Origin of the sequence: Gilliamella sp. ESL0443 (assembly GCF_019469165.1) — a bacterium.
In the GTDB taxonomy this organism is placed as follows: Bacteria; Pseudomonadota; Gammaproteobacteria; order Enterobacterales; family Orbaceae; genus Gilliamella; species Gilliamella apicola_E.
This window is the reverse complement of the sequence record NZ_CP048263.1, coordinates 204,928-220,517: the sequence shown is the minus strand read 5'-3', so window position 1 is coordinate 220,517 and position 15,590 is coordinate 204,928. Positions and strand designations below refer to the sequence as shown.

The window sequence follows — 15,590 nt, the reverse complement described above, 5'->3', positions numbered from 1 at the left end:
ATGGCGATATTAAAAGACTATTTCCGTAGCCCAATTGCTAGAATTGGTACAATTTTACTGTTATTAATTATCATTATTGCATTAAGCGCAGATTGGTTTTTTCCTGGAAATCCGCTTCGCTTAGCTGGCCGCCCCTTACAATGGCCTTTTACAAATCCTAAATTTATCCTGGGAACAGATCAGGCAGGAAGAAATATCGCTGCCCAGCTTTTTCATGGTGCAAAAGTATCACTGATTATCGGACTCATCTCAACATTCATAGCAATTATTATTGGTGTGGTTATTGGTGCTATTTCAGGATTCTACGGAAGATGGGTTGACGACATACTGATGCGCCTTACAGAAGCATTCCAGATTTTACCTAACTTTTTACTATTACTCGTTGCTGTTGCGGTATTTGGTTCAACAATCAATATTGTGGTGATTGCAATTGGTGTTGTTTCTTGGCCACCCGTTGCAAGGTTAACTCGAGCAGAATTTTTATCATTACGCAATCGTGAATTTGTGCAGGCGGGAAAAACCATAGGCATGAGCTCAACTAGACTCATGTTTAAAGAGATTTTACCAAACGCATTACCGCCAGTAATTATGTATGCCAGTGTTATTTTATCAACCGCGATATTAATGGAAAGTGCGCTAGCCTTTTTAAGCCTTTCCGATCCCAATATCTCATCATGGGGAAATCTGGTCGGTAATGGACGACTAGTATTACGTCAACAATGGTATGTTTCAGCTATTCCTGGCATTGCAATATTGCTAACCGTTTTATCTGCATCATTAGTTGGACAAGGAATAAATGATGCACTCAATCCAAGGTTAAAAAAACGATGAATCAAAAAAGACTATCAATTAAAAATTTAACCCTAGATTTGCCTCATGGTTCGGATCGAAAATATGCGGTTAATGATGTGTCACTCGATCTTTATGCTAACGAAATCCTATGTATTGTTGGTGAAAGTGGTTCGGGTAAATCTTTATTATCCAATGCAATCATGGGATTATTACCTGACGGTATTATTGCTTCTCAAGGTGAGATTGATTACGACGGAAACAACTTACTCACTTACCATGATGAACAAATGCGTAAAATTCGTGGTGCGCATATTGGTATGGTTTTCCAAGACCCGATGACTGCGCTAAATCCATTAAAAACCATCGCTAATCAAATTAGTGAAATGTTCACTATCCACACTAAGTTAAATAAACAAGAGATTAATCAGAAAGTTATCCAATTATTAACGGATGTGCAAATGCCCAATCCGCAGTCTGTTGCTAAAGCTTATCCACATCAACTTTCTGGTGGCCAGCGTCAACGTGCCATGATTGCTATGGCATTAGCATTAGAACCCGCTATTTTGATTGCTGATGAACCAACAACAGCTTTAGATGTCACAACTCAAGCATGCATATTAGAATTAATTCGCGAACTACAATCACGCAAAGGTACCGCAGTATTATTCATTACTCATGATTTTGGTGTAGTTGCTGATATTGCAACTCGTATTGCGGTTATGCAGAAAGGACAACTCGTTGAGCAAGGCTTAGCGACTGACGTATTAAATTCACCAACACATCCTTATACACAAGCGTTAATAGCCGCTGTCCCTCCCCTTACTCCTGGGGATGTTCGACGTATTAATAAAGAGATTATTCTTGAAGTGAACAACCTATCAAAAACGTATCACAATCATAGCTTTTTTAAGCAAAACCGACGTACAACCTATGCGGTTAATAATGTTAGCTTTAAGTTACATAAAGGTAGTACTTTAGGCGTTGTGGGAGAAAGCGGCTCAGGTAAATCAACGTTAGCCAGATGCATTATTAAATTATTAGAAATAGACAGCGGTCAAATCAACTTTGAAGATGTAGATATTGCCAATTTAAAAGGGAAAAAACTTAAACAATATTCACGCCATATTCAGATGGTCTTTCAAGATCCCTATGCGTCATTAAATCCACGTCGAAAAGTCGGCGATCAAGTTACGATTGGACCAATACTTCACGGAACAAACAAACACGAAGCCATCAAAAGAGCAAAAGCGTTATTCAACATGGTGGGATTGGAAAGCGAGGCATTAAACCGTTATCCTCATGAATTTTCAGGAGGACAAAGGCAACGAATAGGCCTTGCTCGAGCATTAGCATTAGAGCCGAAAATATTGATTGCTGATGAACCGGTATCGGCGCTTGATGTTTCAGTTCAGGCACAAGTTCTTGAACTATTAACGCAATTACAAAAAAAGCTGGATTTAACGGTTCTATTTATCACCCATGACCTGCGAGTTGCTGCACAAATTTGTGATCATATTATTGTAATGAAATCAGGAAACATCGTCGAGCAAGGTATCGCATCACAAGTCTTTCTAAATCCGACAGCATCTTATACCAAAGATCTACTTGATGCGGTTCCTGGTAAAGGATGGAATCCACATCGATTAATTGATATGTCTCCCGCTATTCATATTTAAGGAGTGAATATAATGACAACACTTAGTCCACAAATTGATCATGTTGTAATCACCGTATCAGATCAGCTCGATCAAGCAAATTCTCAATATCAAAAACTGGGATTCACAACAACCCCAAGGGGCCACCATTCACTAGGAACAAGTAACAATTTAGCGATATTTACGACCACATATCTTGAGCTTTTAGGTTTTGAACCTCAAAATGCGGGTAAAGTAGATAAAAGTTGGTGTTTTGCTGACGGGCTAACTGGGTTGGTTTTCAAAACCAAAGATGCCAACAAACTTTATCATCAACTAGTTAGCCAAGGTATAAAAGTTGAGGGTGACGGTCCTAAATCCTTTTTTAGACCTGTCGAATTAAATGATGGCACTAAACCTGAGGCGCGTTTTAAAACCGTCAGATTAGACCCTTCCTATACACCAAATGGACAGATCTTTTTTTGCGACCAACTGACCCCGGAACTCGTTTGGCGTAAAGAGTGGCAAACGCACCCAAATGGTGTAATAAATATTAATCAAATCATTATTGAAGCTCAAAAACCCCGTTCCTCAATTAACTTGCTTGAAAAAACTTTCCCTTCAGCAAACATTATCGAAATTGACGGAGGCGTACGTCTAAAAGCTGAAGATAAATTTATTGATTACCTTACACCAAATGCAATACAGCATCTTTTTGGCTCGTCAGTAAGTAAAGCGAATAACGACCAAGATCGTAAAGTTGCTTTAGGCTTCACAACAAAATCATTAGCGCAAACCCAACAAGCACTAGAAAATGGGGAAGTTAAATACAATTTACAGAATGATACGATTATCGTACCTGCCAGTGAAACTTATGGTGTTGTAATGATCTTTAGCCAATTATAAATAGGAACTATCAGTATGAGTAAAATTTTATTTGTCGGTAGTGGCCATATGTCTGAAGCGATTATTAGCGCTTTGATAAAAAATAAAACATATGAACCCCAAAATATATTAGTGAACGATATTGTTAAATCTCGCTTAGACTATTTACATTCAACTTATGGCGTTACCCCAACTGGCAAAATCGTCAATGCAGATATTATTGTATTGGGTGTTAGACCTCAAGATGCATGGAGTAAGATAGTTCAACAATTGGATGTTAAAGAGACTGTTATCATTTCAATCATTGCTGGAGTAACAATTGCCCAAATAAAACAATCCTTAAAAGTTGATCTTCCTGTTATTAGAACGATTCCAAATACACTTACCGATACAGGTTTTGGTTATTCAGGTATTGCTACCGACGAGAATGATCAGGCTGTTGCAAAACAAAAGTCCGTCACCCAATTCTTCAAAAGTTTTGGTAAACTTGAATATATTGACGAATCACTGCTTGATATTTTTACTGGCTATGCTGTTGCAGGACCGAATTATATTTATTATTTTTATGAATCGTTAGTTGATGCTGGAGTTTTAGTTGGATTGCCCCGAGATATGGCCAAACGTATTGCGATCGAAAATTTACACGGCGCAGCCTCAATGCTTCAATTAAGTCAAAAACATCCAAGACAATTACTGGATATTAATAACTCGCCAGCCGGAGTTGGAATACATAGTTTGTATGAACTAAATAATAGTGATTTTGCAGCAGGGTTACAACGAAGCGTGAAAGCTGGAGTCATTCGAACTATTGAGCTGGGAAAAAGCAGTAAAATAAGCTAAATATAACTGTTGAGGAACTTAAAAAACCCCGCTCCTCAACTTTTTTTATTATCTATTAAATGTTAAGAGATATCTTTTGCTATATATTTTTGGCTATTATTATTGACTAATAAAAATAGCCCGATCAATGCACCTAACACAAATAATCCAACAACATAAATAGCGGGCGCCATTTTACTCACAAAATCACTAAAAAATGAGATTAGTAATGGCGTTAAGCCACCAGCTATGGCATAAGCCATATTAAATGAGAACGACACACCGCTATAACGCACCTGAGTTGGAAACACTTTAACCATAAAATAAGCAAAAGAACCGACAATTCCAACACTAAAACCTGCTAATGAATAAGTGATAAATAGAAGATTCGGATTATCTAGTGATAGATAAAATATAGCAATCATGATAGCAGCCAGGATACAACCAACAACAAGTACTTTGCCCATCGAAAACTTATCCATCATCATACCGTAAAACGTACAACTGATAATCAGTCCGATGATAGCCAATATATTCCCTTGCAAAGCTTCAATTGCTGAATAACCAAATTGCTTTTGTAACAAAATTGGCGTCATTAACATTATCACCATAATACCCGCTGACAACACCCAAGTAAGTAGCATCGATAAAATTGTTTGGGGTAAATATTGGGTAATCACAGTAATTACTGGCAACTTTCTTGATAATTCTTGATTTTTACGCTTTTGAATTTCAAGAAAAATCGGCGTTTCTTTTAGCCAACGACGTAGATACATAGCGATTAAACCGAAAATACCGCCGATAATAAATGGAATTCGCCATCCCCACTCATTCATTTGTTCTACCGAGATACTTTTACTCATTATTGTCGATACCAGTGAACCAAGCAGGATACCTAAACTTAATCCACTAGTTAAAATACCACACGCTAGACCTATTTTATTTTTAGGAACATGTTCGGCAACAAATGTCCATGCTCCAGGAACTTCACCACCAACGGCAAGTCCTTGGCATAATCGCATCATTAACAGTAATAATGGCGCAAAAATACCGATATTGGCATAAGTTGGTAGACAGCCAATAAATAATGTTGGTAAAGCCATTAATAGGATGCTAAGTGTAAACATTCTTTTGCGGCCAAATATATCACCAAAATGAGCCATCACAATACCACCAAAAGGGCGAATCAAATAGCCAGCAGCAAAAATACCAAAAGTCTGAACTTGGCTTAACCATGTAGGCATATTAATCGGAAAAAATAAATGGCTAATCGTTATTGAGAAAAAAACAAAAATAATAAAATCATAAAACTCTAATGCGCCACCTAATGCTGAAAGTGCTAGGGTTTTATAATCCTGATTATTTAATGTTCTCACATTTTGGGAAATTGCAGAATTTGACATAATCATCCTTGTAAATAATTGTTTACAATCAGTCTAGTAAATTGTACTACTATACAAGAACTAACTGTTATTTAAAAGAAAATATCTAAAAGTGAACAAAAATCAAAACTAGCACTAAATGATTAATAGTTAGTCATACAAATACCTACAATAACAAAATCTTAACAAATGGAGAGTTCTAAAATGGCAACAAAACGCATTTCTCGTGGAAAATTCAACCGTATGCAACAATTATCTAACCAAGATGGCGTAATTGCAGCATTAGCAATCGATCAGCGTGGTTCAATGGTAAAAATGATGCAAAATGCCGTTGGTCAAGAGCGTTATCACATTGACATGGTTTATGAATTTAAAGAGCTTGTTTCTCAGGAATTAACCAAATATGTTAGTGCCATTTTGCTTGATGAAGAACTTGGTTTCAAAGGTATGGCTGCTAAAAATAAAAATGCAGGCTTAATCATGTCTTATGAAAAAACTGGTTATGATGCCAATACTCCTGGTCGTTTACCTGATATTTTGCCTGAAGATTCACTGCAACGTTTATTGAAAAAAGGTGCGGATGCAGCAAAAGTCCTTGTTTATTATAATCCGGATGACCCTCAAGATATCTTAGATAAAAAACATGCCTTTTTAGAACGTTTAGGCAATGAAGCGAGAGCCGCTGATATTCCGGTATTTGTCGAACCAATTGTCTATGATAATGTGGTGACTGATGATAAAAGCCCTGAATTTGCCAAAATCAAACCTCAAAAAGTGATCAAAACTATTAAGGAATTTACTAAAGATCACTATTACATCGATATCTTAAAAGTAGAAGTGCCAGTTCTATTTAAAAATGTTGAAGGGTTTAACGACAATAATCCTGTGGTATATTCCCAAAAACAAGCGGCTGAATATTTTAAACAAGCAAGTGACGCTGCTACACGCCCATTTATCTACTTAAGTGCTGGTGTACCAACCAAGACTTTCCATGAAGAGCTTATTTTTGCTGGCGAACATGGCGCTAAATACAGTGGTATTTTAGGCGGTCGTGCAACTTGGTTTGAAGGCGTAGCAGCATATGCTAACGGCGGTAAAGATGGATTAAAACGTTGGCTAGATACAACTGGTCGTGAAAATGTTGAACACCTTAACAAAATCTTAAAACAATACGCAACACCTTGGTATGATGTGTATGGTGGCAAAGATAAGATTGAAATTATTGATCCTGTATTAAGCAATTAATTGATTATTTTTTTAAAATTTATAACGAAGATTTAATACAAAAAAGAGTACAAGTTTTCTTCCAACTTGTACTCTTATAATTAACAATAAATTAGCTAATTACTTTTTAATACTCCTGCAAATATCTCCAATTAGATAGCTTTATCAAAAAATAAATTTACTTTACTTTTTTTAGACATAGATTCTAAATATTCTCTAATTTTAGTCGGAAATTTAAGTCCTTTAACACATGTCAAATTGCGTAATATTGGGAACAAACAAATATCATCCCAAGATAACGAGCCATTACATGCATTAGGCGATGCGATTAAGGATTCAAGTTGAGTGAATAAATCAGCAACCTTAGCGATTAACGAATCAGTTTGAGCAAGGCATTCATCAAACGATCCCATCTTTTTACTCTTATTTGTGACAAAATTATCAATAGCATCTTGAGTAGCAAATTCAGCTAAACCAAGTTTGATATAACGCGGACACTCTAACTTATAGTCATATTGTTGAAGTTGTTTTATCAATGCTTCAATTTTTGGATTTTTAGGTCCTGTTAAAATAGGGCTACCGCCATAATTGCTATCGATATAAGCAACAATATCCAAACTTTCTGGCATATAGCTACCATCTTCTTTTTGTAAGATGGGTACCATTTTTTCGCCAATCATGCTTTCTGGTGATTTAGCATCATTACTTAGAAAAACATGCTGCTCAACCGGAATATTTTTCAAGCCAAAAATCATTCTTGCACGTACACAAAAAGGACAGTGTTCATAAATAAATAATTTCATATTCGTCTCCTAAAACAATCAATGCCCCATAATAAAAAAGCCAAGACTAAAAACAGCACAAAAACCAATCCAGAGGAATAAAGCGCTTTAGCGTAACCAACCTTCACTACATTAATAAAAGGATAGGGATATTGATTAGTAAAATAACCTCTTGTGAAGATATAAATACCATAAATTAGCATTGACAAAAACGAGCCAACGATAACCTTGAAATGAATTCGTCGAAATGGTCCCCATATTAACCAACTTAATACTCCAGCAATAGGTAAAACGACATGTAAACTCTCATTAGTAAATTGTAATAATGTACTCGGTGGTTTATGAATACTTCTTAATATTAGATTATAGACAATAGCCGTTATAATTACTCCGATTAAACCATTTAATCGAATCACTTTAAAAAAATATCGATTGCAGTTTGGATTAAAGGCTAACCACAAACAGCTAAATGCCAACATGAGATTAGACAACACGGTAAAAAAACTGTAATAAAAAACCATTCTCCCGATAGGTGTTCCTGGTTGCCAAGGACGAAGTCGTGTATGCCAATAAATATAAGTTTCAAGACCTATTACCAAAAAAGCATATAGCACAATAAAAAGATTAATATTTCGTTTCAGCATAACTTATTATAAAAAATAACCGATAGTGCAGTATATCGTAGGCTAAAGAAAAGATACAAAAGATTCTTCCAACATAAACTAAAGTGAATAGTTATTAGCAGTTAGTATATAATAGGAAAAATCGTCGAAAAAAGAGTTGGCTTTTAATGTCTGATAAAGAGATATCATCACAAAATAAAATATTAATTGAACAATTTTTAGACTCAATTTGGTTGGAACGAAATCTTTCTGAAAATACTATCGAATCTTATAAACTCGACCTGTTTGCTTTAAGCCAATCACTGCAATCACAGCAAGTTAATTTCATCACTGCGCAATCAATTAATTTGCAGGAATTTTTATTGCAACGCGTTAAAGATGGTTATAAAGCAAGTAGTTCAGCTCGTTTACTTAGTGCGACTAAACGTTTTTTTCAATATTTATATCAAGAAAATTATCGTACGGATGATCCATCAGCTATATTATCATCACCCAAATTACCCAAAAAGTTACCCAAAGATCTAACTGAATTACAGGTTGATGCTCTTCTTGAATCACCAAGTATTGATGATCCAATAGAATTGCGAGATAAAGCGATGTTAGAAGTGCTTTATGCAACAGGGCTACGCGTTTCGGAGTTAGTGAATCTGGAGATTAGCGATGTAAGCCTTAGACAAGGAGTAGTTAGAGTCGTTGGTAAAGGAAATAAAGAGCGTTTAGTTCCATTGGGTGAAGAGGCTATTTATTGGCTTGAATACTATTTCAAATATGCGCGCAACGATCTTTTAAAAAATGGCCCTGTTGATGTTCTTTTTCCAAGTCGATTGGGTAAAAAAATGACACGACAGACTTTCTGGCATAGGATAAAATATTATGCCATACTAACGGGCATTAATATAGAAGCCCTTTCGCCTCATGTACTTAGACACGCTTTTGCAACGCATTTGCTTAATCATGGTGCCGATTTGCGTGTTGTACAAATGTTACTTGGGCATAGTAGTTTATCAACTACACAGATTTATACACATGTTGCAACAGAAAGATTAAAACAGTTGCACAGCAAACATCATCCTCGCGCATAGCGGTTCAATAAACTAAGGATAATTGAATGAAAAAATTAGTAATCAGTTTAGGTTTAGCATTGATCTCAACTTCAGTATTAGCCTCTAACGCCGATATTACAAAAACAATGGAAAAGTTAGGTTTTTCTAGTAAAGAAATTACAATCGAAAATAATCCAATACAAGGGCTAAAAAGTGTTACCACACCAGATGGTATCTTTTATGTTACTGATGATGGTAAATTCTTAACTCAAGGGCCAATCTATAATCTTGAAGGCAGTGAACCAGTAAATATTGCCAACAGCAATAACTTAAAATTAATGAAATCAATTGAAAAAGATGCCATTGTTTATCAAGCTCCAAATGAACAATATGTTATCTCAGTTTTTACCGATTACACATGCCACTACTGTAAATTATTACACGAAAATATTGAGCAATATTTAAATGCAGGCATCTCTGTTCACTATTTTGCTTTTCCACGAGCAGGAGCAGATAGTGAAGTAGGTAAAAATATGCAATCCATTTGGAGTGTAGTTGATCGCAAAGCCGCTTTTGAAAATGCATATAAAGGTAATAAAATTTCACCTGCTAATAGCATGATCCCTTATGTAACACAGCAATTTAACGTTGGTAAAAAACTAGGTATTAGTGGAACACCAGCAATAGTATTACCTGATGGACAACTTGTCTCTGGTTACGTTCCGGCTGATAAATTAATCGAAATTTTAAAAAAGAAATCTAATAACTAGTACTGTATAATTTATAACCTTTAAATTATAGAATACAAAAAATTGTTAGCGCATACGCGCTAACATTCATCATATGAAAGCAGATAAATTAATACATCGTAAGTTACCCGAAACGCTACCAGAATTATCAAATGACATTCCGTTATTGTTGCAGCGAGTATATGCATTGCGCGGAATAACGTCTATGCAAGAACTAGACTATACCACTCGTAATCTATGTAACTACGACAATCTAGATGGTACCAATAAAGCTGTTGACATTCTTTATTCTGCAATGAAAAACAATGAGCGAATAATGATTGTTGGAGACTTTGATACCGATGGCGCAACCAGTACCGCATTAACGGTAAAAGCGTTAAAAAAAATGGGGTGTCAATTTGTCGATTATATTATTCCAAATCGTTTTGATGATGGATATGGCTTAAGTATTAACGTCGTAAAGAAAGCAATTTTACAAAAAGCGGATCTTATTATTACTGTTGATAACGGTGTTTCTGCTGTTGAGGCGGTCGAATTTGCAAAACAGTCGAATTTAACCGTCATTATTACCGATCACCACTTATGTCCAGAAAAACTACCTCCTGCGGATGCAATTATCAATCCTAATTTACCAAATTGCACTTTTCCTTCAAAACATTTAGCAGGTGTTGGTGTAGCTTTTTATTTTATGTTGGCATTACGGTCAAAATTACGCAAGGAAAACTGGTTCACCACACATAAGTTAGAAGAATTTAATATTGCTAGCTTATTAGACTTAGTTGCCCTTGGCACTATTGCCGATGTGGTAAAACTCGACCTAAATAACCGAATACTAGTCCATCAAGGTGTTAGCCGTATCCGAGCAGGCTATTGTTGTGAAGGAATTAAAGCATTATTAAATATTTCCAGACGAGATCCCCTTACGTTCACCTCAACAGATCTTGCTTATTATATAGCCCCGAGACTAAATGCTGCTGGACGAATGGATAATATGTCTCTGAGCGTAGAATTATTGCTATGTGAAGACTATGATAGTGCAGTCAATCAAGCAGCCGATCTTGATACGCTTAATAGTGATCGAAAATTAATTGAGCAAACGATGTATCAAGAAGCTTTATCCCACGTTGAACAGATACATAAACCTTCTTTACCTAATTCAATAGTGGTACATCATCCTGAGTGGCATCAAGGTGTTATTGGTATAGTCTCAGCACGATTGAAAGACAAATATTATCGTCCTGTGATATGTTTCGCTTCGACAGAAGATGGATTATTGAAAGGTTCTGGAAGATCAATAGATGGTATTCACTTACAAAATGTACTCTATGAATTGAATCAAAGATATCCAGATATTTTGGTTAGCTTTGGTGGTCATGCCATGGCTGCTGGATTAAGTATTCAAGAAAAAGATTTAGATAAATTTAGGGATCTTTTAGAAACAGTGATAACTGAGCAACTTGATTTGAAGGTACTTGAACAAACGATTGAAACCGATGGCGAGATAAATAACGAAGATTTTAATTATTCAATTGCAAAACTACTAAAAGACTCTGGTCCATGGGGTGAAGGATTTATCGAACCTACATTTGATGGCGAATTTATTATTCATCAGCAACGCATATTTGCTGAAAAACACCTTAAATTAGTATTAGAACCCAAAAATGGGGGACCAATAATTGAAGGGATCTGTTTTAATGTTAATTTAACAAAGTGGCCAGACCAAACGATAAAAGAAGCAAAAATTGTTTATCACTTAGATGTAAATGAGTTTCGAGGAAATCAAACCCTAAAATTAATGATAAGACATATTTGGCCTATCGCATAAGCGATTAAGATCGACTATAATTACTAGATTCTGTAAAATCAGATCAGTTAATCATAAAAATAAAATTAGCAATACAATAGTTTTATCATTAGTACATTTTATACAACATTAAGGACAAAAAATGCATATTCATATTCTTGGGATTTGTGGCACATTTATGGGCGGTATTGCATTAATAGCTCGTTCATTAGGTCACAAAGTAACAGGATCAGATAAAAATGTTTACCCACCAATGAGTACGCTGTTACAAAAAGAGCATATTGATATTATTGAAGGAGACGATCCATCACAATTAACACCAACTCCTGATCTAGTTATCATTGGCAATGCTCTATCAAGAGGAAATCCTTGTGTTGAATACATTTTGGACAATAACATTCCTTACGTCTCTGCACCACAATGGTTACATGATAATGTACTAAAAGACCGTTGGGTTATTGCTGTGGCAGGTACACACGGCAAAACAACAACGGCTGGAATGGTTAACTGGATTTTAGAAAAACAAGGCTATAAACAGGGTTTTGTTATTGGTGGTGTTCCGGGTAATTTTGAAGTATCAGCAAGATTAGGTGAAGGTAACTTTTTTGTTATTGAAGCGGATGAGTATGACTGTTCATTTTTCGATAAACGCTCTAAATTTATGCATTATTGTCCCAAAACACTGATTATGAATAATTTGGAATTTGATCATGCAGATATTTTTGATGATCTTAGTTCTATCCAAAAACAGTTCCATCATCTAGTTCGTTTAGTACCAAGTAAAGGATTGATAATTTCTCCTCAAGAAGATGTCAATTTAAAACAAGTATTAGCAAAAGGTTGTTGGAGTAAACAATCTTTTACCGAATCTGAAGACGGTTGGTTAGCGAAAAAGATTGCTAATGATGCCAGCCAGTTTGATGTTTATTACAACAACAAAAAGATGGGTACAGTTAACTATTCTTTAGTTGGTGAACACAATATGCATAATGCCTTAATGGCAATTGCCGCTGCACACAATGTTGGTATAGATCCAGCAGATGCTTGTTTAGCGTTAGGTTCATTTTTAAATGCTAAAAGACGCTTGGAGCTATATGGTGAGGTCAATAACATTGAAATTTATGATGATTTTGCTCATCATCCAACGGCAATTTTAGCAACATTAGAAGCATTACGCAGCAAAATTGGTGCAAATCGACGAATTTTAGCAGTATTAGAGCCTCGTTCTAACACAATGAAGTTAGGGATTTCAAAAGATGAACTCGCTCCATCATTAGGTCGCGCTGATGAAATATATATGTTCCAACCAGAACAACTACCTTGGTTAGTTGCTGATGTAGTCGATGCCTGTATCCAACCGGCTTATTGGACAGCTGATATTGACTTATTAGTTGAAATGATAACAAAATCAGCCAAACCAACCGATGCCATTTTGATTATGAGTAATGGTGGTTTTAGTGGAATTCATAACAAGATTTTAGAAAGCTTAAAAAAACAACAATTAAGAAAACAATTAGATGCATAACGATTAATCGCACTAAATAATTAATTTTCCTAAATGCATCTGCATATTAAAAGATGCAAAAAAGATTGTTGTAATACTTAAATATGCCACTCTTATTTATAATCAGATAATAGTGGCATCGAGTAATAGTGGTAATGTTTTAACAGTGATTATGGTAAGACTTATAACTTAACATTTATCACTCACTAAAGTAACTTCGGTGAGTGATTACTTACATTGTACAGCAAAAAGCTCACATAATTAACTCTTCATTATTAACTACAGTGAACAGTAATTGCTAACCCACCACGTGAAGTCTCTCGGTATTTTGCATTCATATCCTTTCCGGTTTCGTACATAGTTTCAATCACCTTATCAAGCGAAACGATAGCTGCAGTAGTGCGCCTTAATGCCATGCGTGTCGCATTAATTGCTTTAACTGCAGCAATCGCATTACGTTCAATACAAGGAACTTGTACTTGACCATCAACAGGATCACAGGTTAAACCTAAATTATGTTCCATACCAATTTCGGCTGCCATACAAACTTGCTGAGGATTACCCCCCAACAATTCAGCCAGACCAGCAGCCGCCATTGAACAAGCAACACCGACCTCACCCTGACAACCAACTTCAGCACCTGAAATAGATGCATTTTTTTGATAAAGTAAACCAATGGCTCCACAAGTTAAAAAATAGCGAATAAAAATATCGGGCGAGACCGGATCGATAAACTTATCATAATAGGCAAGAACGGCTGGTATTATGCCGCAAGCGCCATTGGTAGGAGCCGTCACTACCCTTCCCCCTGCGGCATTTTCTTCACTGACTGCTAACGCAAACATATTTATCCAATCAATAATAATCATTGGATCATTATTATTTTTGCTAGTCAATAATTGGCGATAAAGTGCATTTGCTCGACGAGGAACCTTAAGCGCACCAGGTAATAATCCTTCAGTATTCATGCCGCGTTTAATACAATTAAGCATTGTTTGTCCAACTAAAGAAAAATAATTTACAACATCATCATAACTATGCAGTTGTAACTCATTTTTTAACACAATACTCGATACCGACAACGAATTATCATCACAATGCTTCAATAATTGCGCTGCTGTTGAAAAAGGATAAGGCACATCAACAGAATTCTGCTGTTGTTGTCCAAACTGCTCCTCTTCAACAATTTTTCCTCCACCCACTGAATAATAGGTTTTCTGGACGATGAGTTCATTATCATGATAAGCGCTTAACGTCATACCATTTTCATGTAATGGTAAAAAAGTTGAATGAAAAATAATGCTTTCGTTTGAAAAATCAATTTGGTATTTACCATTATATATCGGTAATTTACCACATTGGTTCATGGTTTGAATAAAATGGGGAATTTGGTCAATATTAACGGTATCAGGCTTTTCGCCAGATAATCCAAGAATAATTGCAACATCAGTATGATGCCCCTTGCCGGTCAGTGATAAAGAACCATAAACATCTGCCACAATTTTTGTCACTAATGGCATTTGCCCATTATCAATCAGTTGATCAATAAACGCCTTACCCGCTCGCATTGGACCAACTGTATGTGAACTAGAAGGACCTATACCAATTTTAAATATCTCAAAAACTGAACCCATTTTATCCCTTTTATAATCTTTGACATGCACGTAGTTATGAATAAAAAATGACTTATATAATGCTATATTATGGTGATAAGTATTAGCTAATCAAGCTAATAATTGAGATTAAATTTTTATCCTTAAATAAATTAAAAAAAAGTTGAGGAGCGGGGTTTTTGACACCTAATTTTGGTTTAAAAACATATCAAAGTGATTATATAGAATCATAGTAACAATTTTATAATACCCGTAATTTTAATCCATAACAGAGTCGAAGTAACAAATTAACCCCGTATCTATATGTTCAATTTTTAATGTTCCCCCTGTATAAAGCTCCGTTTGAAAATAGCTTGGTTTTTCTATCAAAGTCACCTTACCATAGAGTTCATTATCCAAGAACATGTATCCTTCGTTGTTAATGTAAAAACCATCATCCGGTTCGATTAATCCACCACACGGGCAATCATTACTGCTTACTAAAGCATCATCTTTAGTTTTGCAAGTATCAAAGTGCCAACCGACATTTGAAATTTCATCATAACTCATATCCATTAAATAATATTTGGTAATTTTGAATGGATAGTAAAATAGAACCATGCAAAACAGAATAAGAGCAATACGAGATAAAAATTTCAAAAATATTCAACCTTATTATTTTTCTAATCTTATAATTATCTAAATTTACTCTATATTTTTAATCATAACAACAATAACCAATAAAATTACTTTAGTG

Annotated in this window: 14 protein-coding genes; 9 read left to right on the top strand and 5 right to left on the bottom strand. The window is 35.4% G+C overall.

Translation table 11 applies throughout. From position 1 onward, the window contains the following. The 4 genes from GYM76_RS01040 to GYM76_RS01025 are packed head-to-tail and all read left to right on the top strand — an operon-like array spanning position 1 to position 4,151. A complete protein-coding gene (locus GYM76_RS01040) occupies positions 1-831 on the top strand; it encodes an ABC transporter permease (protein WP_220225593.1) in 831 nt (276 codons plus the stop codon). Beyond that, positions 828-2,468, top strand: coding sequence for an ABC transporter ATP-binding protein (locus tag GYM76_RS01035; RefSeq protein ID WP_220225592.1), 1,641 nt, complete (start codon positions 828-830; stop codon positions 2,466-2,468). The genes GYM76_RS01040 and GYM76_RS01035 overlap by 4 nt, the downstream gene beginning before the upstream one ends. 12 nt (positions 2,469-2,480) lie before the next feature. After that, complete coding sequence (locus GYM76_RS01030; RefSeq protein ID WP_220225591.1) at positions 2,481-3,332, top strand: VOC family protein; 852 nt, start codon at positions 2,481-2,483, stop codon at positions 3,330-3,332. Positions 3,333-3,347: 15 nt separating this feature from the next. After that, positions 3,348-4,151 carry a pyrroline-5-carboxylate reductase gene (locus tag GYM76_RS01025; RefSeq protein WP_220225590.1) on the top strand — a complete coding sequence of 268 codons (804 nt, stop codon included), beginning with the start codon at positions 3,348-3,350 and terminating at the stop codon, positions 4,149-4,151. 62 nt (positions 4,152-4,213) lie between these two features. Here GYM76_RS01025 and GYM76_RS01020 read toward each other — a convergent pair whose 3' ends face one another. After that, positions 4,214-5,533 (bottom strand): MFS transporter, encoded by a 1,320-nt coding sequence (locus GYM76_RS01020; RefSeq protein ID WP_220225589.1) that lies wholly within the window; start codon positions 5,531-5,533, stop codon positions 4,214-4,216. A 183-nt stretch (positions 5,534-5,716) separates the two neighbouring features. Between GYM76_RS01020 and GYM76_RS01015 the strand changes: the two genes are divergently transcribed. Beyond that, the gene (locus tag GYM76_RS01015) at positions 5,717-6,757 is read left to right on the top strand and encodes a tagatose 1,6-diphosphate aldolase (protein ID WP_065562030.1); all 1,041 of its coding nucleotides are present in this window, start codon (positions 5,717-5,719) and stop codon (positions 6,755-6,757) included. A gap of 131 nt (positions 6,758-6,888) precedes the next feature. Here the strand turns inward: GYM76_RS01015 and grxB are convergent, their stop codons facing one another. Both grxB and GYM76_RS01005 read right to left on the bottom strand, forming a co-directional pair. Further along, the gene (gene grxB / locus GYM76_RS01010) at positions 6,889-7,539 is read right to left on the bottom strand and encodes a glutaredoxin 2 (protein ID WP_220225588.1); all 651 of its coding nucleotides are present in this window, start codon (positions 7,537-7,539) and stop codon (positions 6,889-6,891) included. Beyond that, entirely contained in the window at positions 7,536-8,162 is a 627-nt protein-coding gene (locus GYM76_RS01005; RefSeq protein WP_220225587.1) for a Pr6Pr family membrane protein, read from the bottom strand. The genes grxB and GYM76_RS01005 overlap by 4 nt, the downstream gene beginning before the upstream one ends. 146 nt (positions 8,163-8,308) lie before the next feature. On the opposite strand from GYM76_RS01005, the gene xerD reads away from it, so the two are divergent. The 4 genes from xerD to mpl all read left to right on the top strand — a co-directional run bounded on the left by xerD (position 8,309) and on the right by mpl (position 13,262). Continuing rightward, positions 8,309-9,223, top strand: coding sequence for a site-specific tyrosine recombinase XerD (gene xerD / locus GYM76_RS01000; RefSeq protein ID WP_065562027.1), 915 nt, complete (start codon positions 8,309-8,311; stop codon positions 9,221-9,223). A 26-nt stretch (positions 9,224-9,249) separates the two neighbouring features. Then, positions 9,250-9,954, top strand: a complete 705-nt coding sequence (gene dsbC / locus GYM76_RS00995; protein ID WP_065735043.1) for a bifunctional protein-disulfide isomerase/oxidoreductase DsbC — start codon at positions 9,250-9,252, stop codon at positions 9,952-9,954. 73 nt (positions 9,955-10,027) lie between these two features. Continuing rightward, positions 10,028-11,758 (top strand): single-stranded-DNA-specific exonuclease RecJ, encoded by a 1,731-nt coding sequence (recJ, locus tag GYM76_RS00990; protein ID WP_220225586.1) that lies wholly within the window; start codon positions 10,028-10,030, stop codon positions 11,756-11,758. 121 nt (positions 11,759-11,879) lie between these two features. Further along, positions 11,880-13,262: a UDP-N-acetylmuramate:L-alanyl-gamma-D-glutamyl-meso-diaminopimelate ligase gene (gene mpl, locus GYM76_RS00985; protein ID WP_220225585.1), complete on the top strand. Its 1,383-nt coding sequence runs from the start codon at positions 11,880-11,882 to the stop codon at positions 13,260-13,262. A 254-nt stretch (positions 13,263-13,516) separates the two neighbouring features. Here the strand turns inward: mpl and GYM76_RS00980 are convergent, their stop codons facing one another. Both GYM76_RS00980 and GYM76_RS00975 read right to left on the bottom strand, forming a co-directional pair. Continuing rightward, the gene (locus tag GYM76_RS00980) at positions 13,517-14,875 is read right to left on the bottom strand and encodes an L-serine ammonia-lyase (protein WP_220225584.1); all 1,359 of its coding nucleotides are present in this window, start codon (positions 14,873-14,875) and stop codon (positions 13,517-13,519) included. Between the two features lie 237 nt (positions 14,876-15,112). Then, on the bottom strand, positions 15,113-15,493 hold the full coding sequence (locus GYM76_RS00975) for a hypothetical protein (protein WP_220225583.1): 381 nt from the start codon (positions 15,491-15,493) through the stop codon (positions 15,113-15,115). Positions 15,494-15,590 lie beyond the last annotated feature (97 nt).

What these genes read in the sequence shown, in the direction of transcription:
- GYM76_RS01040 (WP_220225593.1), top strand. Translation starts at nt 1, where the DNA reads ATGGCGATATTAAAAGACTATTTCCGTAGCCCAATTGCTAGAATTGGT.
- GYM76_RS01035 (WP_220225592.1), top strand. Translation starts at nt 828, where the DNA reads ATGAATCAAAAAAGACTATCAATTAAAAATTTAACCCTAGATTTGCCT.
- GYM76_RS01030 (WP_220225591.1), top strand. Translation starts at nt 2,481, where the DNA reads ATGACAACACTTAGTCCACAAATTGATCATGTTGTAATCACCGTATCA.
- GYM76_RS01025 (WP_220225590.1), top strand. Translation starts at nt 3,348, where the DNA reads ATGAGTAAAATTTTATTTGTCGGTAGTGGCCATATGTCTGAAGCGATT.
- GYM76_RS01020 (WP_220225589.1), bottom strand. Translation starts at nt 5,533, where the DNA reads ATGTCAAATTCTGCAATTTCCCAAAATGTGAGAACATTAAATAATCAG.
- GYM76_RS01015 (WP_065562030.1), top strand. Translation starts at nt 5,717, where the DNA reads ATGGCAACAAAACGCATTTCTCGTGGAAAATTCAACCGTATGCAACAA.
- grxB (WP_220225588.1), bottom strand. Translation starts at nt 7,539, where the DNA reads ATGAAATTATTTATTTATGAACACTGTCCTTTTTGTGTACGTGCAAGA.
- GYM76_RS01005 (WP_220225587.1), bottom strand. Translation starts at nt 8,162, where the DNA reads ATGCTGAAACGAAATATTAATCTTTTTATTGTGCTATATGCTTTTTTG.
- xerD (WP_065562027.1), top strand. Translation starts at nt 8,309, where the DNA reads ATGTCTGATAAAGAGATATCATCACAAAATAAAATATTAATTGAACAA.
- dsbC (WP_065735043.1), top strand. Translation starts at nt 9,250, where the DNA reads ATGAAAAAATTAGTAATCAGTTTAGGTTTAGCATTGATCTCAACTTCA.
- recJ (WP_220225586.1), top strand. Translation starts at nt 10,028, where the DNA reads ATGAAAGCAGATAAATTAATACATCGTAAGTTACCCGAAACGCTACCA.
- mpl (WP_220225585.1), top strand. Translation starts at nt 11,880, where the DNA reads ATGCATATTCATATTCTTGGGATTTGTGGCACATTTATGGGCGGTATT.
- GYM76_RS00980 (WP_220225584.1), bottom strand. Translation starts at nt 14,875, where the DNA reads ATGGGTTCAGTTTTTGAGATATTTAAAATTGGTATAGGTCCTTCTAGT.